We start from the raw sequence: 21,810 nt of genomic DNA on the forward strand, positions 1-21,810 counted from the left end.
TGCCTGTTCCCAGAAGCCCACAAGAAACCACCCACAAGAAAATTCACTCTTTGTGGAACAGGCATCTTGCCTGTTCCCAGAAGCCCACAAGAAACCACCCACAAAAAAACTCACTCTTTGTGGAACAGGCATCTTGCCTGTTCCCAGAAGCCCACAAGAAACCACCCACAAGAAAATTCACTCTTTGTGGAACAGGCATCTTGCCTGTTCCAAAAGGAAACTTATATTTCATTTCACAGGGTACATTTACTTAGCTAACTTTTTTTCCAAACGCAAGATATTTCCCCTAGCATTAGTACGGTAAACCCAAGTTTGCCTACCATCCGAAACCACAACCCGCCAACCTTCAACAATCATTTGACCGCAAATTTCATCGGCTTTCGAGAGTCCTAAACAAGTATTCGGCCAACTTTGTCCGCTTGATTCAGTTACTTTCAACTTGTCAGCAGCAATGCCAGTGGAGTCCGACAACTCTCGGCGAACTGCTTCTGCTACGGTTGCGGGCAATTGCTTCGGGGGATTTTTGCGCGTACCCTCGGCAAAATTCCTCGGTTCGGAAGTGAGAGTATTAAGTGCCAATACCGAATAGCTGATGTTTTGGGGCACCGCGGCTGAGGAAAATTGCTGCGCGGTTTGCTGCTGTTGCTTTTCCAACTGGGCCAGGGAATCTTTGAGAGCGCCCGCGTTAGCTGCTGCGGTGTGTCTTAGCGCCGGATACATTTCCCATACCAGAATTCCTGTGAGCACCAAAGCCAAGATTACTGGATTGGGCTGCTTTTGGTCTCGGTTTTTATTTTTTTGAAATTTATTTTGGGAGATTCTTTTCATAATATGCCCTCTGCCTCACTTTACACAATGCGCGATCGCTCCTGAACACTCAACTGCAGATACTTACTTAGACACTATTGCTGGTGCTATTGGTTCCTTTGTGCAGAACCGATTTGACTGCTGGTGCGTGGGGCGCAAGTATTTTCTACTCGCCGCCTGCAGTTGTGTTTCAGGAAACTTGCACTACCCAGTTATTACTTAATTTTTACTTGTTGTCTCCGGGTATTAAGAAAAATTTATGCTTAAGTAAATATTCTTAAAAGCCTCTACTCCTGCCCCCGAATCTCAGTACAAATTACTATTCTTCGTTCCAAAACTGCTAAACGTGTTTTAGACTGGAGGAGGCGAGCTCAGCCAAGGATATCACAGGGATGCCACAAAAATTGTTGCCACTGGACGAAAACGCATTAGAAATTAAATCAGCTAAGCTGTTCGGCATTTAAAAGAGGATAGTAGGGTGCGTCATTACAGAATTGTTTCTCGCATAAGCGCATAAGTGTTCACTCCTGACGCACCCTACAAGCCTCGTTACTGGTTTAAATGCTCCACAGCTTATCGCTGATTAATTATATTAGCATTCGGGTTTTCTAGAGTGATCGTCCCCGCAACTACTTTAGTAGCGATCGCTACTTTTTTAGTACAATATTCTTAAAATCTATCGATTATGAACAGAAAATCCCTGGGAATCCATTTAATGAATCGGCTGAGCTATCCTCAAAAATTTACCTTAATTGGTTTTCTATTTGCAATACCGTTAACCTTGGTCATGTACCTGCTAATTTCCGAAATTAACAGCAGAGTTGATTTTGCCCAAAAAGAAATCTACGGAAATGAATACCTGCGGCGACTGCGCCAGTTGAGGGAATATATACCGAAACTTCAACTCTTAAATTATCCGAATCAGAGGTTAAATCCTAGTTTAAGCAATTCAGAATTCAGAACAGATTTAAAAGCCAAGATAGACAATAAATTTCAAGCGATGGCTAATACAGATAGCCAGCTTGGAAACACATTAATATCCAGTAAAAAATTTAATAATATTTATCAAGATTGGCACAACTTCAAACTTCGCCACAGCCATTGGAGTTTAGAAAGTTACGATTTTTTCTATCAACGTTTAGCTACAGATATTGATAGACTGAGCGCTCGCGTCGGCGATACTTCTAATCTCATTTTAGACCCGGATCTAGATACCTATTATTTGATGGATGCTACTTTGCTGAAACTTCCAGAAATCCAAAAAATATTGTCAGAGATTAGGCTGATCTCTCAAATAAACAACTTGCGTTCCGATGCCACACCTGAAGAAAGAGCGAAACTGATTACTTTGGCAGGCAAATTGAGAGAAATTAATCAGGATTTAGCTATCAATATGGAGGTAGGATTTAGCAATAATCCTCACGGGAATCTGATCCCGAAATTAAGGGAGTATTTAACAAACTTTAACTCGGTAGTAGAGCAGCTAACTGAGCAACTAGATAAACTGATTAAGCCCACAGCATTAGTGGAATATTCTGCCTATCTTGATGGGAGCGATCGAGTTCTGAATTATAGTTTTGAACTGTGGGATAAAACTATCAAGGAATTAGACTTTCTCCTGCAAAAACGCATTGATAGTTTCGTTGCCAAGAAACGCATAATTTCTATTGTTGTGTTAATAACCTTAGCCATAGTTATTTATTTATTTGTAAGTTTTTATAGAAGCGTTATGCAAACTGTGTTTGTCCTTGACGAAGCTGCAAAAAAGATGGCAAGCGGCAATCTTGACCACAAAATTATTTTGGATAACAGAGATGAACTGGGGCAAGTTGTGGGTGCTTTTAACAAAATTGCCGATGCCTTAGTTGGTGCAAATCAAGAAATTACTGTTCTCAACGATCGCCTAAAAGCAGAAAATATGCGAATGAGCGCTGAACTAGACGTTACTCGCAAGATTCAGCAGATGCTGCTGCCCAAAGACTTAGAACTCAATGAAGTTGTGGGGTTAGATATTGCGGGATTTATGGAAGCTGCTGAGGAAGTAGGGGGCGACTATTACGACGTACTCCAACACAAAGGTAGAGTGAAAATTGGCATTGGAGATGTGACGGGACACGGATTGGAGAGCGGTGTTTTAATGATTATGGTGCAAACGGCAGTAAGAACTTTGCTCGCCTACAATGAACCAGACCCAGTAAGATTTTTAAGTGCTATTAACAGTGTAATTTATGATAACGTGCAGCGGATGAAATGCGACAAAAATGCTAGCCTTGCCTTGCTAGACTATGAGGAGGGGATGCTGAAGTTGAGCGGCCAGCACGAAGAAATGATTGTTGTGCGGTGTAACGGTTGTGTAGAGCGGTTTGATACAATCGATTTGGGTTTCCCGATCGGGCTGGATGTAGATATTGCTGAATTTGTTGCTGAGAAAATTGTGCATTTGCATTCAGGAGATGTGGTTGTGCTTTACACTGACGGGATTACGGAAGCTAAAAATATGGATAAACTGCTTTATGGTTTAGATAGGTTAATTGAGGTAATAAAAATTCATTGGCAGCGTTCTGCTGCCGAAATTAGGCACGCTGTAATTAAGGACGTGCGATCGCACATCGGCGAACAAAAAGTTTTTGATGACATCACATTGCTGGTACTCAAACAAAAATAACTACTTGAATATCCCTCCTAAAGTTTAAAATATATTCAGTGATCCCCCTCATCTCAAACTTTAGCTCTCACATCGATATGACTCAGATTTTCGGAGATTTCATCGAGCAGCCCGCTAGCCAAGAATACTTAATAATTGGATTTTCTCCGAGTTCGGTTCCTCTCAAGCAGCGGTGGCGGAACAACGGTTTGTCTGCTGATTTTCTGGCTGATTACCTGACGACTTTTTTTCCGGGCAACCAAGATGAACCCTCGACAATTGAAAGACAAGCTGAAATAAAAAGTGCTGTTAGCTACATTGCCAACGAGTTATTGGAAAATGCCATGAAGTTTAATGATGAAACCTCCGACTACCCGATCGATATTAAACTGCAATTAGAGAGCGAGGGAGTGATTGTCTCAGTGGCTAACAGCATCTCTCCGCAAGCGGTGGACAAGTTTCAGGCTTATATTCAGGAGTTGCTGGCCTCGGAGCCAAGCGAACTTTACCTTCAGCGGTTGGAAAAAAATGCTGCTGACGACAACAGTACCAATTCGGGATTGGGTTTGTTGACCATGCTCACCGATTATACCGCCAAACTTGGCTGGAAATTCCAGACCGTGCACAAAGACCCGGAAGTAATTGCGGTGACAACTATGGTGCAATTAACAGTTTGACATACCTCCTCGTCCTTTCATGAGCGAAGATTCCTTAACGCTTCACAGCAACGCGCTACCAAAGTAGTCTTACCGTTGCTCCACGTCCGTTTATAGTCTCCCAATGCCCGCTAGGCGACTATGTTTCGTTGTACTCAAGCAAAAAGCTTGGTGTCTTCAGGGTTGCAGTTAAGCATTGCCCCTCCGAACTGTCTAGGTGCGCTCCGCTCTCATCGTAGCTATTTCAACGCGTCTTGAGCCTGTAGACTTCTCTATTCTAGCTCAAAGCCCTCGTAGAAGGACGGGGTTTTAGACCCATTTCTTTGATAAGCAACGCTAGCGATCGATAATATCTAAGGGACTTTTTTTTGTGGCTATGGAAATTAATACAGAAGATTACCAGATCTGTTACGATCCAGCAACGGCAACCGTGAGTTTTATTGGATCTCTAAGGCTGAGCGGGCCTGCTGAGTACGCGCCGATAGCGCAGTTTCTGACTAAAGTTGCCGACTTGGAACCGACGAAAATTACCCTCAATTTGCAGCAGTTAGAATTTTTGAACAGTTCTGGCATCAATATGCTATCGAAGTTTATTATCGAGATCCGCAAAACAGCCAGGGTGCAAATGGCGGTGCAAGGCTCTCAAAGCATAGCTTGGCACGGTAAATCTTTGAGGAATTTTCAGCGCCTGATGCCTGGTTTGCAGTTGGAATTTCTATAAAAACACGATTAATTTTAGGGTGCGAGATGTTAAGCAATTTTTTGTTAGTCGAGGCGCAAATTCTCGAGTTATGCTGGAAGAACAACCATCTAGAGAACAGCTACTTTTAGAGATAGAAAGATTGCGCCAGCAAGTGGAAGACTTGAAGGAGGAAAAAGCGGATCTGGAAATCTTGCTGGAAACTACTGCTGAACATTCCGATACGGTTGAAACTGAGTTACGCTCTCGCGCATTCGAGGCGGTGCGCGAAGGCGAAATCAAGCTGGCTCAATTTCTCGAAGCGATTCCGGTAGGCGTGGTAGTGCTCGATTCTCAAGGCAAACCTTACTACGTAAATCACGCCGGACAGCAGTTACTCGGTCAAGGAGTTTTGCCCTTAAATTCTGTTGAGGATTTGTCAGAAAGTTATCAAATTTATATCGCGGGAACGGAGACAATTTATCCTTTCGAGAATTTGCCGCTCGTCCGAGCTTTAAGGGGCGAAAACGCGACTGCTGACGATCTGGAAATTCATCGAACCGACAAGAAAGTTCCCCTAGAAATTTGGGGAAGGCCAATTTTTGACGATGGTGGCAAAGTTGCTTTTGCGATCGCAGTTTTTCAAGATGTCACGGAACGCAAAGAAGCTGAATCCCAGCGCCATTTATTTATTAAGGAACTATTTGACCTCAACCAAAATTTAGAAAAATCCCTGGATGCCGAATCAGACTTAACTGATGCTTACGGTAGATTTGTGCCGCACCAATTTCTAAATTTGTTGGGATATGAAAGTATTATAGATGTCCATTTAGGCGACCAAGTGCAGCAGGAAATGTCGGTGCTATTTGCGGATATTCGCGACTTCACGACGCTTTCAGAAACTATGACTCCCCAAGAAAATTTTAAATTTATCAATGCTTACCTTTCGCGAATGGAGCCTGCAATTACTAGCAATAACGGGTTTATTGACAAATACATTGGCGATGCAATTATGGCTTTGTTTAGTGACTTTGCAGATGATGCAGTGAAAGCGGGTATTGCAATGCTAAATATCCTGAAAAATTATAACGAATACCGTCAAGGCGTCGGCTACGTCCCGATTCAAATTGGCATTGGCATTAATTCGGGTTCTTTGATGCTGGGGACAGTCGGAGGTATAAGCCGAATGGACAGCACTGTGATTAGCGATGCCGTTAATTTAGCATCTCGGATTGAAGGATTGACCAAAGATTACGGCGTACCTCTTTTAATTTCTCAGCAGACTTTGGAACGGTTGCGAAATCCCACCGATTATGCAATTAGAATTGTGGATAAAGTACAGGTAAAAGGAAAATCTCAATATGTCGTAGTCTATGAGGTATTTGATGCAGATCCGCCGGAAAGTTTGTCGGCAAAGCTAGCAAATTTGTCTGTATATAATGAAGCTATGTTACTGTGCGAGCGGAAAGAATTCCGAGAAGCAGGAAAATTATTTGAAGAGTGTTTGCGAACAAATCCCAGCGATCATGTAGCTCGCATTTACCTGAAACGCTGTCGGGATTGGCGATCGCTCCTCAAAGGAATTTAAAGCAGCTTACTCGATTTTAGATTTTAGATTGACTCCATATAGCAATTCTCGCATCACTTGTGAATTTCTTACTTTCTCCCCGCAGGTTCGGGGAGGGTTGGGGTGGGATAAAAAATTTACGACTCCTGTAAGGATTGATATATATCTTAAGAGTGATGACTGACCTCTGGAATCTGTCAAAGGTTTGACATACTCCCCAGCTATCAAGGCGAGGGGATTCTAAGCTCAAACAGCAATTGCAGGCACAGCCTGTCTAACATCGCCTAACTTAACGGTTGACGCCCCAACCGCACAAATATTTATTGCAGCGTTCTCGTCTCTGCTGTTCACCTTCTGGCAGGACGGACATCGCCATTCACGAACTGATAAATCCAATTCTTTCAGAACGTGTCCACAGTGGGAACAAGTTTTACTAGATGGATACCAGCGGTCGATAAAAACTAATTGTTTTCCTTTCTTTTTGGCAACCCATTTGAGAATTTGGAGGAAATCGCCAAATGCAAGGTCTGAGATTTTACGTCCCCAAAGCCGTTGCATTCCTTTTAGATTCAACGTTTCAAAACACAGCACGTCAAACTTATCAGTTAATTCGTGAGCCAATTTCCAGAACCAATCAGAGCGACGATTTACTACGTCCTCGTGCTTGCGAACTAGATTGAGTCTTGCTCTTTCCCGGTTAGCTGAGCCTTTCCGTTTTTTGGAATGTTGACGATTCGCTTTCTTAATAGCGCCGAGGGATTGTTTCAGGAATTGTGGTGATTCGATTTTCGTTCCATCTGAGCAGGTGAGAAACGTTTTCAAGCCGAAATCAAAGCCAGCGATTCTACTCGTCTCGACTTTGGTTTCAGGTTGTTCAACGCTGTCAACGACCACAACCATGAATAACTCTCCCAATGGAGTGCGCTTAATGGTTAAGGTTTTGACCTTCCCCGCTATCTCTCTGGAATTCCAATACTGATAAACGCGATTCCCAATTTTAATTAGATTACCACCTAAAAATTTATAGCCAGCTTGCTTGAGAGTGAACGATTTGTATTTGCGAACTTTCTTGAAACCGGGAGGTCTAACTCCTTTCTGGTGATGCTTAAAAAACAGTTGGTAGGCTTTCTCGATTCGCTGGCAGATATCCTGTACAGCCTGAGATCCAACCTGCTGCCAGAACGCTTTACGCTTTCTGATTTTAGCAATATGACTTTGAAGCTTGCTGCAATTCAAATGCTTGCCCCACATCCGGTAGTACCGTTTATGGAGTGCAATGCAATGGTTGTAGATCACCCCGGCAGCATTGATACTTCGCTTGAGATGTCTATTTCGCTTGCTTTGATATAGCTTAAACTTCAATGTTTTCATGCTAACCATGATCTCATAACGGGTAGCGATTGGGTAGCAAAATGATTAAAGAAAGATTAAGTATTCGCATTGCCGTGAGTCGGTTAAAAAAGTTACGGAGAATTGCCAAACAGAAAGAAAAAACAATGACCCAGCTTGTAGAGGACTGGATTGATACACTTAAAGAGGAAAAGCCGTCAAGCGAAGGACGGGGCTTTAGACCCAGTTCTTTGGTAAAATATAAATAGCTTTATACCTGTTACTTCTGAGGCTTCTCAAAATAGAACGGCTGAGGGCGGCAAAACCAGCGATCGGTAATTTGGTGCCAGAACGGTGGCAAGGGCTGAAGCTGTCTCAGAAAAAGTTGGCGGATGAATTAGGGTTTAAAGCTGTAACGTGATTCTTGGACAAAGTTACCCATTGATGGAATTGTTGGGTAACTCTCTAGCAAGTCTCTCGATAACGTCACTAAGACTGCTTGCGGTAAGCTGAACTCGTTTTTCCTCTAGCCACTTAGTAGCAGTCTCGGTTAGGCTGAGGTTGACCTTACGCTTAGGCTCGCTGTAAATCTTTTTTCTAGGCATTTTCTTGTTCCGTATTAATTCCGCATACAATAAGAGTAAGGCAGAAATGAGGTAAAAGCAAATGTTACTTAGTTTCAAGACGGAATTAAAACCTAATAACAAACAGGTGACTAGATTTCGGCAGCATTGCGGAGTAGCAAGACACGCTTACAACTGGGCAAATTCAATCATCCTTGAAACATTGACACTCAGGAAGACGGATAAAACTATTAAGATCCCTTCTGCAATTGATCTACACAAGCGTTTAGTGGCAGAAGTCAAACATGAGCATCCCTGGTATTACGAATCTTCCAAAGCCAGCCCACAACAGGCTCTAACTGAATTGAGAATAGCTTGGGATAGATGCTTCAAAAAGGTATCTAAACAACCTAGATTCAAAAAGAAAGGTGTATCGGGGGACTCCTTCTACCTAGAACAAGGAACCAAAGCAAAGCCAGGAATTAATAACGACGGCAAGCGTGTCAAGTTACCTAAGATTGGCTGGGTTAGGCTGCACGAACCATTACCAATTACGGCAGTTCACAACTGCGTAATCAGTCGAAAAGCTGACAGATGGTTCATTGCTTTTAAATACGAAATTGAGCAGCCCGCAACTCTACGTGACCGTCCTACTGTCGGAGTTGATATCGGCATCAAGCAGCTAGCTGTTTGTTCTAACGGCGAAGTCTTTGCCAACCCTAAAGCCTATCGTCGGATGAACCGTAAAATGAAACGTCTGCAACGGCGTGTCTGTGCGCGAGTCAAAGGGTCTAACAACCGCAAAAAGGCAATCGCTAAACTAGCCAAGCTGCACCTAAAAGTGTCAAACATCCGAAAAGATGCTATTCATAAGCTAACAACTTACCTCGCCAAAAACCACGGTGAAGTGAAGATTGAAGATTTGAATGTTAAGGCATTTTTGAAGAACCACAAGTTAGCTGGTGCAATCGCCGACTGCGCCATGTACGAATTCAAGCGTCAACTTGAATATAAAACCGAAAAGTTTAACTCAAAATTGACGCTCATAGATCGATTCTTTCCTAGCAGTCAAATCTGTTCAAATTGCTGTAATCATCGGCATAAAATGCCATTAAGAGTCCGAGCCTTTGAATGTCCCAGTTGTGGAAATATTCAAGACCGTGACTTGAATGCGTCGAAAAATATAGAACGTTGGTTTGAAGGAATATTTATTCCAGAACGTTCAGAATTGGCGGTGAGTTCCACCGTGTCAGCCTGCGGAGTAGACAAACCCGACAGCAGTCATGTTGTCGCTACTGTGAAACAGGAAGTTAACACCACAAGCACTCATGTCTAGCTATGTCAAGATTTGGGTAGCTATGGGTAAGTTTTTCAGAACGGATGACCTTTCCCACGATTAATCGTTGGGAAAATGGACAGGCTAAGCCTTCTCGCTTGGCACTCAAGCAAATTTAGATATTGCTGGATGAGTTAGGTAATTCCCCAGATGCAACGCTTGGCGAATGCAGTAAGGCGCTGCGAGCAAGATATTTTTCGGATAAGGAGTACAAAGGGTGAGTGTAGAGGAAATCAACAGCATTTTCAGAGATATTCGACTACTTCCCTATGGTGTGGCCACCCTATCCGTGGCTTTGGCACTGGCGCTAACCCGATCGCTTTTACCGTGGCTCTACCCAACCACGACGCCCCTGTTTTTCATCGCCGTGATGGTGAGTGCCTGGTATGGCAGTTTCGGGGCAGGGTTTCTGGCAACAATTTTATCCACGCTGGCAATCAACTATTTTTTTATTGAGCCGTTCTATTCCTTACAGATAGTTAATGTAGAAACAATTGTTCGGCTGGGTATGTTTTCGATCGCCGCAGGATTGAGCGCTTCACTCAGTTTATCGTGGCGCAATGCTCTAAAAAATGCGAAAGCAGCCTTGCAAAATTTACAGGAGGCAAGGTTCCTAGAACAAAAAGCCCAGGTTCGGGGCCAAGTCGCACAAGCTGCGGCGAGGGAGACAAAAGAACAGCTAGAAACGGTACTTTCTACCATCAACGATGGGTTTTACATCCTCGATCGCGATTGGCGCTACACCTATGCCAACGATCGCTACTGTGAAATGGTTGGAATGCCGCGGTCAGCGATTCTGGGTGAGAACGTTTGGGAGCTATTTCCTGCAGCCGTTGACACCGATGCTTATGTGCAATTTCATCGGGCAATGCGGGAACAAACGCCACTCCAGTTTGATTATCTGTACTCACCTTTGAAAGGTTGGCATGACCATCGAATTTACCCTTCGCCCAGTGGACTGACCGTTTTGCTTGCTGACATTACCGATCGCAAACAGGCGGAACTCATCCTAATCGAGCAGAAACGACTGCTGGAGTCGATCGCATTCGGACAGCCACTAGACGACTGTCTGGCAGCCGTGTGTGACTCAGTATCCAGGCTGAATCCGGGTACCCGCGCGGGCTTCATGCTAGCGGATGCTCAGGGGCTGACTTTTAACAGATCGATTACTCCAGACTTTCCACCGTCTTTTGCTGAAGGACTCCAAAATGCTCCGATTAACGATTTGTGCATTGGAACGTGCGGCGAAGCAGTGTATAGCGGTCAGCCCGTGACCTGCGCCGACATTGCCAAGGACGATCGCTGGTCGCAAGCATGGCGAAATTTATGCGTGGCTCATGGCATTCTAGCGTGTCATTCTCAGCCCGTGTTCAGGCAGGACAATCTACCTATGGGGTCGCTGATGCTTTGCTTTAGCGAGGCGCGGATGCCGACTGATTGGGAACATAAACTCGCGGAGTTCGGCACCCAAGTTGCCAGCATCGTCTTCGAGCGCGATCGATCGTTCCAGGCGTTGCGCGAGAGCGAAGAACAGCTCAGACTGGCTTCCGAAGGCGGCAATTTGGGTTTGTGGTATTGGCATAGGGAAACTGACACCCTGAGTTTGACGGACATAGCCAAAGGGATGTTTGGTTTACCCGTGGATCGGGGAATTTCCATGAAGGTGTTTTTAGAAGCGGTGCATCACGACGATCGTCCATTCGTTCACACCGTACTCAATGAGCTCAAAGCGAATCAACCGCATACTGAAATTGAGTATCGGACGCTGTGGGCAGATGGCACCGTTCGTTGGATTTTGGCAAAGGGCGATTGCGCCTATAACGCTGAGGGCATGATAATTTCGACGCGCGGCGTATTAATCGACATCAGCGATCGTAAACAAGCAGAAGAAGCTTTGCGTCAAAGCGAAGAGCAGAGTCGCAACATTCTAGAGAGTATTGATGATGGATTCTTTTCCCTTGATGAGAATTGGTGTTTCACTTATGTGAATCGGTCAGCGGAAATTCTGCTAGACCGGACTGCCAGCGATCTGATTGGGAAAAATGTGTGGGAAGAATTCCCCGGACTTAATGGCAGCGAGTTTGAGCAGGTTTATCGGCGCGTGGCAAACGAGCGCGTGGCTTTGTCAGTCACGGCTTTTTATCCCGATCACGATCGGTGGTATGACGTTCGCACCTACCCTGCAGCCAACGGGATTACCATTTATTTCCGAAATGTCACCGCTCAAAAACTGGCCGAGGAGGTATTGCAACAACGAGAAGCAGAACTTCGTTTAGTCACCAATGCCGTGCCTGCCTTGATTTCCTTTGTAGACTCAGACCAGCGCTATCGCTTCAACAATCGAGCATATGAAGAATGGTTTGGACATCCGGCAGCGCAAATCTATGGCAAGCACCTTCAAGAGGTTTTAGGCAAAACTGGCTATGAAGGGATTCGTCCTTATGTTGAGCAAGTCTTGGCAGGACAGGAAGTGACCTTTGAAAGCCAAATTCCCTACAAAGATGGTGGAACCCGTTATATCAATGCCACCTATGTTCCCCGCTTCAATAGCCAGGGAAAAATTGAAGGGTTTGTAGCATTCGTCAACGATATCACCGATCGCAAACAAGCCGAAGCCACACTACGGGAGAGTGAGGCACGGTTCCGGCTGATGGCAGATGCCGCCCCTGTGCTGATTTGGATGGCTGGCACCGATAAACTCTGTAATTACTTCAACCTCCCGTGGCTAAACTTTACGGGACGGACGATCGAGCGAGAAAAGGGCAATGGTTGGACAGAAGGAGTCCACCCCGACGACCTCGATCGCTCTTTAGACACGTATGTGACTGCCTTTGATGCCCGTCAACCGTTCAAGATGGAATATCGCTTGAAACGCTGTGATGGCATATACCGTTGGGTTATGGATGAAGCTGTTCCTCGCTACGGATTGGAAGGTGAGTTCTTGGGCTACATCGGCTCCTGTGTTGATATTGAAGACCACAAACAAGCTGAGGAAGCCCTGCGCGAGAATGAATCCCGCCTCCGTCTGATCTTTGAAAGCGCCAAAGATTATGCCATCTTCACCCTCGACCTTAACGGCATCATTGCCAGTTGGAACTCAGGGGCAGAAAGGTTGTTGGGCTATACCGAGACAGAAGCAATTGGTTGCTCGAGTCGGATGATTTTCACGCCCGAAGATAACGAACAAGGACAAGCCGAGTACCAGAGGCAAATGGCTCTACTGCAAGGACGGGTCGAAGACGAACGCTGGCACGTCCGCAAAGATGGGAATCACTTTTGGGCCAGTGGATTGATGATGCCCCTGCTTAATGAAGCGGATTGTCCGCAGGGATTTGTCAAAATCATGCAGGACAAGACTGCACAACGGCAAGCAAGTGAGCGCCTGCAATTGCTGTATGAAACTACCCGCGATCTGATGAAGACAGAACAGCCTCTGGCTTTGATGGACACGCTATTCCGCAAACTTGCAGTGCAACTCGATCTGCACTCTTACTACAATTTCATGGTGGAAGAAAAAGACAACCGCCCGATGTTGCATTTGAGAAACTATGATGGCATCTCTGAAGAAAGGGCGCAGGCGATCGACTGGATCGAAGTAGGGGACTATCTCTGTGGACTGGTTGCCCAAACGCAGCAGCAACTTGTCTTGAATCAAGCCGAACTCTTCACTCATCCGAATGGTAAAGCCGTCTCTGAACTGGGCATCACGGCTTACGTGGGTCAACCGTTAATCGCTCAAGGACGGTTATTAGGAACGCTCTCCTTTGCCAGTCTGACTCGGACGCACTTCACGCCTGCTGAAATCGAGCTGCTGGGATCTATCTGTGACCAAATCGCGATCGCTCTGGAACGGGCAAATCTGAACGATTCACTGCAGCAGCAAGCGGAACAGCTAAGACAGGCAAATCGGATCAAGGATGAGTTTTTAGCGGTACTATCCCATGAATTGCGATCGCCCCTCAATCCTATTTTGGGCTGGTCAAAGCTGCTGCAAACTGGCAAGCTGGATGCGGCGAAAACCGCCCAGGCGTTAGCGACGATCGAACGGAATGCCAAGCTGCAAACTGAATTGATTGAAGATTTGCTTGATGTCTCGAAAATTCTCCAAGGCAAGCTTAGTCTTAATATTCGTCCAGTTGATTTAGCTTTAACTGTGGAATCGGCGATCGAAACTGTCAATTTGGCTGCTGTTGCCAAATCCATTGACATTCGGACTGTGTTAGATCCTCAGATCGGACAAATTTTGGGAGATTCGGGCCGTTTGCAGCAAATAGTCTGGAATCTTGTTTCCAATGCGGTCAAATTCACCTCGGCCGGGGGGCGCGTTGAGGTGAATTTGACTCGTGTTGGCGATCGCGCTCAAATTACGGTGGCGGATACAGGGGTTGGCATCGCACCGGAGTTTTTACCCTACGTGTTTGACTACTTCCGCCAAAAAGATGGCGCTACAACCCGCAAGTTTGGTGGCTTGGGATTGGGGCTGGCGATCGTGCGGCATTTAGTCGAACTGCACGGTGGCACGGTTGGGGCAGATAGCGCCGGTGAAGGGTTAGGAGCTACCTTTACCGTAAGACTGCCCCTATCACCGAAGGTAAGACAAGAAAACTCTCTTGCAAGACTTTCGGAACGATCGACTGCGGATGAACCGTTATCGGGGATGCGGATAGTTGTGGTTGATGATGAGCCGGATATGCGAGAGTTGATTTCCTTTTTGCTAGAAGATGCAGGTGCAGAGGTACTGACTCTTGCTGTCCCTCAAGAAGTCCTCACAGCGTTGACTAATTTCCAGCCAGATGTCCTGTTGAGCGACATTGGTATGCCGGGGATGGATGGCTATATGCTGTTGCGGCAAGTGCGAGCTCTGCCGCCCGAACGGGGTGGGCTGATTCCCGCGATCGCCCTGACTGCCTATGCGGGCGAGGTTAATCAACAGCAAGCTTTGCAAGCTGGATTTCACCGACATCTGGCAAAGCCGATCGAACCGGATGAATTAATTAAGACGATCGTCGCACTTCTTAGCAAGAACACTGATGGCCCAGCAAGCTCTAAGGATTGATGCGAAGGAGTTCCAACCGATCGAACATTACCAAGCTTTTAAGTTGCTGTGGTTAGGCAGCGATATTTGTATTATCTTCTGTCCGGTCGATTCCCTCCGCTTCGCTTCGCCCGAAATGAGGTAGGGGCGGGTTCAACAACCATATCTGCCAATAATTGACAATCTCAAAAACCCGCCCGGCCGGGATATTATGGTCAATCGCTCGGACGTGATATTACAGGAGAATCTATCAATAAATCCGGTTTCTAGTCTAATAGTGCGTAAGTCCTGATAATATAATCAATAATTTGGAGTGTCAAAAAAAGACGATGGGAATTAACAAGCAGCAGCCTAGAATACATATAAAACCTTCAGTGATTAAAGCGATAGCTCTGTTCTTTCTGTGCTGCTTGTTAACTGCAAGTTGTGGACAAAGAACACGTCCATCGGTCACTGCGACCGGCGAAAATGCTAATAACCGCGTTACTATTGGCACAACCTTGAAATTGCGGACGATCGACCCTGCGGACGCTTACGAAATTATCTCAGGGCAACTGCTGCAAAATTTGGGCGACACTCTCTATACTTACAAGTCGGGGACTACTGAGTTAATCCCCCATTTAGCCACAGCAATGCCAAAAGTTAGCCAAGACGGATTGACATATACCATCCCCTTGCGTCAAGGAGTTATTTTTCACGATGACACACCGTTTAATGCCGCAGCAATGGAGTTCTCCTTGCAGCGGTTTATCAAAAATGGCGGTCGTCCGGCTTTCTTGTTGAGCGATGCCGTAGAATCTGTGAAAGCGACGGGCGAATACGAATTAACTTTTCAACTCAAAAAGCCTTTTGCTGCTTTTCCTTCTCTCTTGACATTCGCTGGTAGTTGTGCAGTTTCTCCAAAAGCTTACGAGATTGGGGAGGGTAAATTTAAACCCGATACGTTTGTGGGAACGGGACGCTACAAGTTGGCAACTTACGGCAGCGATTCTCTCAAGTTTGATGTGTTTGACAAGTATTGGGGCGAAAAACCAGTTAATCAAGGAATTGACCTTTTGCTGCTTTCTAGTTCGTCAAATTTGTTCAATAGTTTTCGGACTGGTGCAGTTGATGTGGCTTATTTGTCTCTGGATGCAGACCAAGTTCAAAGCTTGGGCGAGGGAGCAAAACAAGGGAAATGGCAGGAAATTGCGGGGGAAAGCAGTACGGTTAGTTACATGACGCTGAATACTAAGTCTAAACCGTTGGATAAGTTAGAAGTGAGACAGGCGATCGCAGCAGCGATGGATCGCCCCCTGATTAATGAGCGCGTACTGCGCGGACAAGCACAACCGCTTTACAGTCTGATCCCTACAACCTTCGACGTTCAAAAACCGGTTTTTAAAGAACTGTACGGAGATGCCAACAGTACAAAGGCTAAGGAACTTTTAACGAAAGCTGGATACTCAGCCACCAATCCTTTTGTTCTGCAACTTTGGTATCCTTCAGCTTCCACAAAACGAGCTTTAGTCGCGAGTCTGATCGAGGCGCAAACTAAACTCAAAATGGACGGGATAATGCAGGTAGAAATTAACAGCGTTGAATCTCCGACTTTGTTTCAAAACATAGAGAAGGGAATTTATCCTGCGGTTTTAGTGGATTGGTACGCCGACTTTTTCGATGCCGATAATTACATTCAGCCGTTTTTAGATTGTGCGACGGGTTCGGCGGCTGGGGGCTGTGAAAAGGGTGCTAGCCAAGGTCAGGGTTCGTTCTATTATAACGATCGGGTCAATGAACTGATCGACAAGCAACGAAAAGAAGCAAATCCTGAAACCCGCAAAGCTCTGTTTGCGGAAATTCAAGACATACTAGGTCAAGATGTACCTTTCATCCCTCTTTGGCAGGATAAGGACTATACCTTTGCTCAGAACAGCATCACCGGAGTCCGTCTCGAACCGACGCAATCTTTTCCTTTTTGGTTCCTGAAAAAGCAATAATTATTTACAATAATTTTGGGGGAGTTGAAACGTCAATAATTATTGCATATTTTGTGCACAACAGGGTGATGATTGTCACAGTTTATCAAAGAGACTGATCACCCAACCCTCTTTAATAATGTGCGATATTATTAACAGAGAGATATTGCTGAGGGTGGTATATGAAATTTGGGATTTTAACAACAACAGGGGTGCTAATTGCGATCGGTTTGGCATCGGGAGTAAAGGCAGAAAACGTATCCCACGTCAAGCAATTATTAGAAACTAAAAAATGTAGCCAATGTGACTTGACAGGAGCGCAGCTTGCTGGTATCAATCTGAGCGGGGCAGATTTGAGCGGTGCGAATCTGAGCGGTGCAAATTTGAACGGTGCAAATTTGAACGAAGCCAAACTGAACGAAGCAAATCTGAAACAAGCTAAATTGCAAGGTGCGAGTTTAATTGCGGCTAAAATGCACGGGGCTAATTTGGAGGGTGCTGATTTGAGCCGCGCTAATCTGAGTTTGGCGGGTTTAGTGATTGCGAGTTTGAAAAATACCAACCTCACCAGCGCTAATTTAATCGGTGCTAATTTAGAAAGCGCCAATTTGGCGGGTGCAAATCTGAGAAATGCTCGCCAGTCTGTAGCCAATTTAGCGAATGTCAGCCTCAGAGGTGGCAGTTTGTCGGGAATCGACGTACAGGGAGTCAACTTGCGGGATGCAAATTTGACCAATGCAAATTTGAACGGTGCAAATTTGAACGGTTCGGACTTGACAGGTGCCAATTTAAAGAATGCCAATATGGCAAATGTAGATTTGAAAAACGCTTCTTTGCCGTAGGACGATCGCCACTTGCTATATCAAATTCTGGTGCTTAACAAGCTTAATATAATAAGGTAGGGGCAATTCTGAAATTGCCCCTAAATTTTTAATTGTAGGATTTATCTTGTTTCCCGTCGCTGCGTAGCGTAGATGATTGTTCGGTGTGCGAAGCTTTTTCTTGGCGTCTGCGATTGCTTCATATTTGGATCTAGGATCAATCTGCCTCGTGAGCATCTTGGGCGAAGCGGATAATGTCATCATCGCCGAGGTATTCACCATTTTGGATTTCAATCATCACCAAGGGAATAACTCCTGGATTTTCTACGCGGTGAGCAGTATTCATGGGAACGTAGGTTGACTGTTTCTGCATGAGAATCGTCTCTTTGTCGTCGCAGATAACTTTAGCGGTACCGGAGACGACAACCCAGTGCTCGCTGCGGTGATAGTGCATTTGGGTGCTGATGTGATGCCCCGGCTTGACTTCAATGCGATTGATCTTATAACGATCGCCCGCGTCTATGACTGTAACTTGACCCCAGTAGCGGGTTTGTGTGCGATCGTCAATTTTTTCGCTTGTCTCCACTGTTTCCACCATGCTGTTTATCTCGCTAACGGTGTCTGTAAAAATATCTGTAGTTGAAAGTATAGCAGGGATTGGCTAAGTGCGATGGATTTAAACATCACTCAATTAGCCGCCACTCGCGAGCATCCACAAATTGCGACAAATGCCCCACATTTGTTGTAGCAATTACCACCTGATTTCCTTCACTAGCCTCCAATATTGCTTGAGCCGCCAAAATCACATCCCCGTCAAGTGCATTGGCTTCTGCGGTTGGTCTTCCTCTCATTCTCGCTTGCGCCCACAACTGAGCGGCAAAAAGCATGACTTCTGTAGTCAAAGGACGATATGTAAGTTGTAATTTCAGTTCATCAAGCCGTTGAATACCTGCTAATTTACCTGCGCGGATCAACTCCCGTCGCACTTCGTAGTCAGCAATTTCAGGCATAATTATTATTTCGCCCCTCCGCATTAAAGAGTTTAGCCAAACTTGGCACTCTTGAATTTCAGCAGAGGATGCTTTAGGGTTTGTCACCATTCCTAATGGGCCAGAGTCGAGAATAATTACTCTACTCATGGGAATAATGGCCGATTAGAAAGGCGGTCTTCATCTAAAGCTTTACGGAGATATTCAGCGGTTTCTGTTTGTTCTTGTTCATCTCCCTCCTCAATCCATGAATTGATTAATTCAATTGCACCTTTATTTCTTTGTATCCGTTCCTCCAGCGACAGTTTAGTAATGTCTATTTTCTCAGATGTCTGGGGAGGCTCGGACAATATGGGCGTTACTGTCACCGTTTCCATAAATAAGCGCATCATCTGAAGTAAATTCGGCCAATATTCTCTGGGAGTTTGCTGAATTACGCGGAGAAATTCCGCGATGGGCTGGCTTAAGGGGCGATCGCTTTCTTTGTCTTCAACCGTAGGAGTTTCGGGCGCTGATTCTACTGTCCCTGGGCTTTCGCTGCTTAAACCTTGTTCGGACATAATTACTTTTTTCCTTTCTCTCATTTACTCATATTATAAACAAAGGGCGGGCAATAGCCCGCCCCACTTTTTACTTGCTCAGCACACCATCGGGAATCCCCAAAATATCCTCAATGCGAGGCATATCTTCCAAAGCAATCACTCGTCCTTCATCCTCAAAACCAGCAATTTGATCGAAATTCAAATAGCGATACAAATCACCAGCAAAAGGATCGATTCTCTTCGACACAATGTCATTGTATTCTTGGACTGTAGGAATGCGACCTAACAGCGAACAAACGGCCGCCAATTCTGCTGAACCGAGATAAACTTGCGCGTCTTTGCCCATGCGGTTGTTAAAGTTACGAGTAGAAGTTGAAAACACAGTTGTCGCATCTTTAACCCGCGCTTGATTGCCCATACAAAGACTGCAACCGGGCATTTCTGTACGCGCTCCAGCGGCTCCAAAAATGCTGTAATAACCTTCTTCTTTCAGTTGCTGTTCATCCATGCGAGTTGGCGGACAAATCCACAGGCGAGTTTTCACTTCCCCTGCACCTTCCAACACCTTCGCTGTGGCGCGGTAGTGACCGATATTTGTCATGCAGGAACCGACAAATACTTCGTCAACCCGATCGCCCGCAACCTCACTCAACAACTTAACATTATCCGGGTCATTGGGAGCAGCCACAATTGGCTCTTTAATCTCGTTCAGATCGATTTCGATGATTTCAACGTATTCGGCATCAGCATCCGCCTCCATCAGCACCGGATTAGCCAGCCATTCCTCCATTTTCGCCACCCGGCGCATCATCGTCCGCGCATCTTGATAGCCCCGCGCCACCATGTTTTTTAGCAGCGCGACATTGGAGCGAATGTACTCGGAAACAGTCTCCACGCTCAATTTAATCGTGCATCCGGCGCAAGAACGCTCGGCCGACGCATCGGTCAATTCAAAAGCCTGCTCGACCTTCAAATCGGGCAAACCTTCAATCTCCATAATCCGCCCAGAAAAGACGTTTTTCTTGTTCTGTTTCGAGACGGTTAGCAAACCTTTTTGAATTGCTACATAGGGAATTGCATTCACAACATCCCGCAGCGTTACTCCGGGCTGCAATTCGCCTTTAAACCGCACTAAAACTGATTCCGGCATATCCAAAGGCATGACGCCCAATGCCGCAGCAAATGCCACCAATCCCGAACCAGCAGGAAAGGAAATTCCCAAAGGAAAACGAGTGTGAGAATCGCCGCCAGTTCCCACTGTATCTGGCAATAACATCCGGTTCAGCCAAGAGTGAATAATGCCGTCTCCGGGGCGCAAAGCTATGCCGGCGCGCTCTGCCATGAAATCGGGCAATTCATGGTGAGTTTTGACATCAACTGGTTTTGGATAAGCGGCGGTGTGGCAGAAACTTTGAATTACCAAATCGGCGCTAAATCCCAAACAAGCAAGTTCTTTCAATTCGTCGCGAGTCATTGGCCCTGTGGTATCTTGCGAGCCGACTGTTGTCATGACTGGTTCGCAAGATGTACCGGGACGAACGCCGGACAAACCGCAAGCTTTGCCTACCATTTTTTGTGCTAAAGTGAAGCCTTTGCCCGTATCTACTGGGATTGTAGGACGGGTAAAAATAGTGCTAGGTTCTAGTCCTAAAGCTGCGCGGGTTTTGTCGGTTAAAGTTCGTCCAATTAATAGCGGAATTCGGCCGCCGGCGCGAACTTCGTCTAGAATTGTGTCGGGTTTGAGGGTGAAGGTGGAGATAATTTCTCCGGCTTCGTTGGTGATTTCGCCTTTGTAGGGATGGATGGTAATTACCATTCCTGTTTCCATTTTGGAGACATCACATTCGATCGGCAATGCGCCGGAATCTTCAGCGGTATTGAAGAAGATCGGGGCGATCGCACCTCCTAAAATATAACCGCCACTGCGCTTGTTGGGCACAAACGGAATATCATTGCCAATGTGCCAGAGCACGGAATTAATCGCCGATTTCCGTGACGAACCGGTACCGACAACATCACCAACATAGGCTACGGGATGACCTTTTTGCTTCAATTCTGCAATGGTTTGCAAAGCCCCTGGCATCTTACTTTCGAGCATCGCCAAAGCGTGTAGGGGAATGTCCGGCCGCGTGGTAGCATGAGGTGCAGGCGACAAGTCGTCAGTATTGGTTTCTCCAGGAACTTTGAAGACTGTAACGGTAATCGCTTCTGGCAATACAGGACGGCCTGTAAACCATTCGGCATCCGCCCAAGAATCGACTACCTGCTTGGCGTAGGGATTGGTATCAGACAAAGCTATAACGTCGTGGAAAGCGTCGAATACTAACAACGTTTTGCTCAGTGCCCGGGCGGCGGTGGCGGGAATGGCGATTTCGGCAGTAGGATTGAGCAAATCGATTAAAGATTGGACGTTGTAACCGCCCATCATTGTCCCCAGCAGGTAAACTGCCCATTTGGGAGCAATTAGGGGGCTGTGGATTTCGCCTTTAGCAATGCCAGTTAAAAAACCAGCTTTGACGTAGGCGGCGCTGTCTACGCCTGGGGGGACGCGATCGCGCAATAATTCTATTAAGGTTTCTTCTTCTCCTGCCGGCGGATTTTTCAGCAGTTCACACAGTTCCGACGTTTGCTGGGCGTCTAGGGGCAGCGGTGGAATTCCCTCATGGGCCCGAACGGCCGCGGTACGGCGGTAAGATTCAAGCATTTGTCCTCTCTCCTCGGATAGTATTCGGTGGTTGGCAAGTAGGTGGCTTTACTTTTTAGATTAGGAGCTTCCGCTGCACATTGGGTAAAGTACCTCGCCATACATCAAAACTTAACGCAACTTTAAAAACAGTAGATTTTCATACCAAAGACAGATGTGGTCTTTAACGAGAGAGCAGCG

General features: G+C 45.9%; 15 protein-coding genes. 8 read left to right on the forward strand and 7 right to left on the reverse strand.

Annotated elements, in window-relative coordinates:
- Window positions 1-246: 246 nt before the first annotated feature.
- A complete protein-coding gene (locus tag QUB20_RS16480) occupies window positions 247-828 on the reverse strand; it encodes a hypothetical protein (RefSeq protein ID WP_333247436.1) in 582 nt (193 codons plus the stop codon).
- Window positions 829-1,492: 664 nt separating this feature from the next.
- On the opposite strand from QUB20_RS16480, the gene QUB20_RS16485 reads away from it, so the two are divergent.
- The 4 genes from QUB20_RS16485 to QUB20_RS16500 all read left to right on the forward strand — a co-directional run bounded on the left by QUB20_RS16485 (window position 1,493) and on the right by QUB20_RS16500 (window position 6,374).
- Window positions 1,493-3,472: a SpoIIE family protein phosphatase gene (locus QUB20_RS16485; RefSeq protein ID WP_333247434.1), complete on the forward strand. Its 1,980-nt coding sequence runs from the start codon at window positions 1,493-1,495 to the stop codon at window positions 3,470-3,472.
- A gap of 77 nt (window positions 3,473-3,549) precedes the next feature.
- Entirely contained in the window at window positions 3,550-4,128 is a 579-nt protein-coding gene (locus tag QUB20_RS16490; RefSeq protein ID WP_333054011.1) for a DUF6272 family protein, read from the forward strand.
- Window positions 4,129-4,483: 355 nt separating this feature from the next.
- Window positions 4,484-4,828, forward strand: a complete 345-nt coding sequence (locus QUB20_RS16495) for a slr1659 superfamily regulator (RefSeq protein WP_333156933.1) — start codon at window positions 4,484-4,486, stop codon at window positions 4,826-4,828.
- Between the two features lie 70 nt (window positions 4,829-4,898).
- On the forward strand, window positions 4,899-6,374 hold the full coding sequence (locus QUB20_RS16500; protein WP_333247432.1) for an adenylate/guanylate cyclase domain-containing protein: 1,476 nt from the start codon (window positions 4,899-4,901) through the stop codon (window positions 6,372-6,374).
- Window positions 6,375-6,599: 225 nt separating this feature from the next.
- Here QUB20_RS16500 and QUB20_RS16505 read toward each other — a convergent pair whose 3' ends face one another.
- Window positions 6,600-7,724 (reverse strand): transposase, encoded by a 1,125-nt coding sequence (locus QUB20_RS16505; RefSeq protein WP_333247430.1) that lies wholly within the window; start codon window positions 7,722-7,724, stop codon window positions 6,600-6,602.
- A gap of 392 nt (window positions 7,725-8,116) precedes the next feature.
- Complete coding sequence (locus tag QUB20_RS16510; RefSeq protein ID WP_333291488.1) at window positions 8,117-8,287, reverse strand: hypothetical protein; 171 nt, start codon at window positions 8,285-8,287, stop codon at window positions 8,117-8,119.
- A gap of 61 nt (window positions 8,288-8,348) precedes the next feature.
- Between QUB20_RS16510 and QUB20_RS16515 the strand changes: the two genes are divergently transcribed.
- From QUB20_RS16515 to QUB20_RS16530, 4 genes are all read left to right on the forward strand, one after another.
- Entirely contained in the window at window positions 8,349-9,581 is a 1,233-nt protein-coding gene (locus tag QUB20_RS16515; protein ID WP_333247428.1) for an RNA-guided endonuclease TnpB family protein, read from the forward strand.
- Window positions 9,582-9,798: 217 nt separating this feature from the next.
- A complete protein-coding gene (locus QUB20_RS16520) occupies window positions 9,799-14,637 on the forward strand; it encodes a PAS domain S-box protein (RefSeq protein WP_333247426.1) in 4,839 nt (1,612 codons plus the stop codon).
- 308 nt (window positions 14,638-14,945) lie between these two features.
- Complete coding sequence (locus QUB20_RS16525; RefSeq protein WP_333247424.1) at window positions 14,946-16,595, forward strand: ABC transporter substrate-binding protein; 1,650 nt, start codon at window positions 14,946-14,948, stop codon at window positions 16,593-16,595.
- A 161-nt stretch (window positions 16,596-16,756) separates the two neighbouring features.
- The gene (locus QUB20_RS16530) at window positions 16,757-17,416 is read left to right on the forward strand and encodes a pentapeptide repeat-containing protein (RefSeq protein ID WP_333054004.1); all 660 of its coding nucleotides are present in this window, start codon (window positions 16,757-16,759) and stop codon (window positions 17,414-17,416) included.
- A gap of 196 nt (window positions 17,417-17,612) precedes the next feature.
- Here QUB20_RS16530 and QUB20_RS16535 read toward each other — a convergent pair whose 3' ends face one another.
- The 4 genes from QUB20_RS16535 to acnB all read right to left on the reverse strand — a co-directional run bounded on the left by QUB20_RS16535 (window position 17,613) and on the right by acnB (window position 21,630).
- Complete coding sequence (locus QUB20_RS16535) at window positions 17,613-17,993, reverse strand: cupin domain-containing protein (RefSeq protein ID WP_445242800.1); 381 nt, start codon at window positions 17,991-17,993, stop codon at window positions 17,613-17,615.
- Between the two features lie 85 nt (window positions 17,994-18,078).
- Complete coding sequence (locus tag QUB20_RS16540; RefSeq protein WP_333247422.1) at window positions 18,079-18,534, reverse strand: nucleic acid-binding protein; 456 nt, start codon at window positions 18,532-18,534, stop codon at window positions 18,079-18,081.
- Window positions 18,531-18,968 (reverse strand): hypothetical protein, encoded by a 438-nt coding sequence (locus tag QUB20_RS16545; protein WP_333291490.1) that lies wholly within the window; start codon window positions 18,966-18,968, stop codon window positions 18,531-18,533. The genes QUB20_RS16540 and QUB20_RS16545 overlap by 4 nt, the downstream gene beginning before the upstream one ends.
- Window positions 18,969-19,014: 46 nt before the next feature.
- Window positions 19,015-21,630: a bifunctional aconitate hydratase 2/2-methylisocitrate dehydratase gene (gene acnB / locus QUB20_RS16550; protein WP_333247418.1), complete on the reverse strand. Its 2,616-nt coding sequence runs from the start codon at window positions 21,628-21,630 to the stop codon at window positions 19,015-19,017.
- Window positions 21,631-21,810: the final 180 nt, after the last annotated feature.

The sequence above is a fragment of the Microcoleus sp. B4-C2 genome (assembly GCF_036705265.1).
Taxonomy (GTDB): domain Bacteria; phylum Cyanobacteriota; class Cyanobacteriia; order Cyanobacteriales; family Microcoleaceae; genus Microcoleus.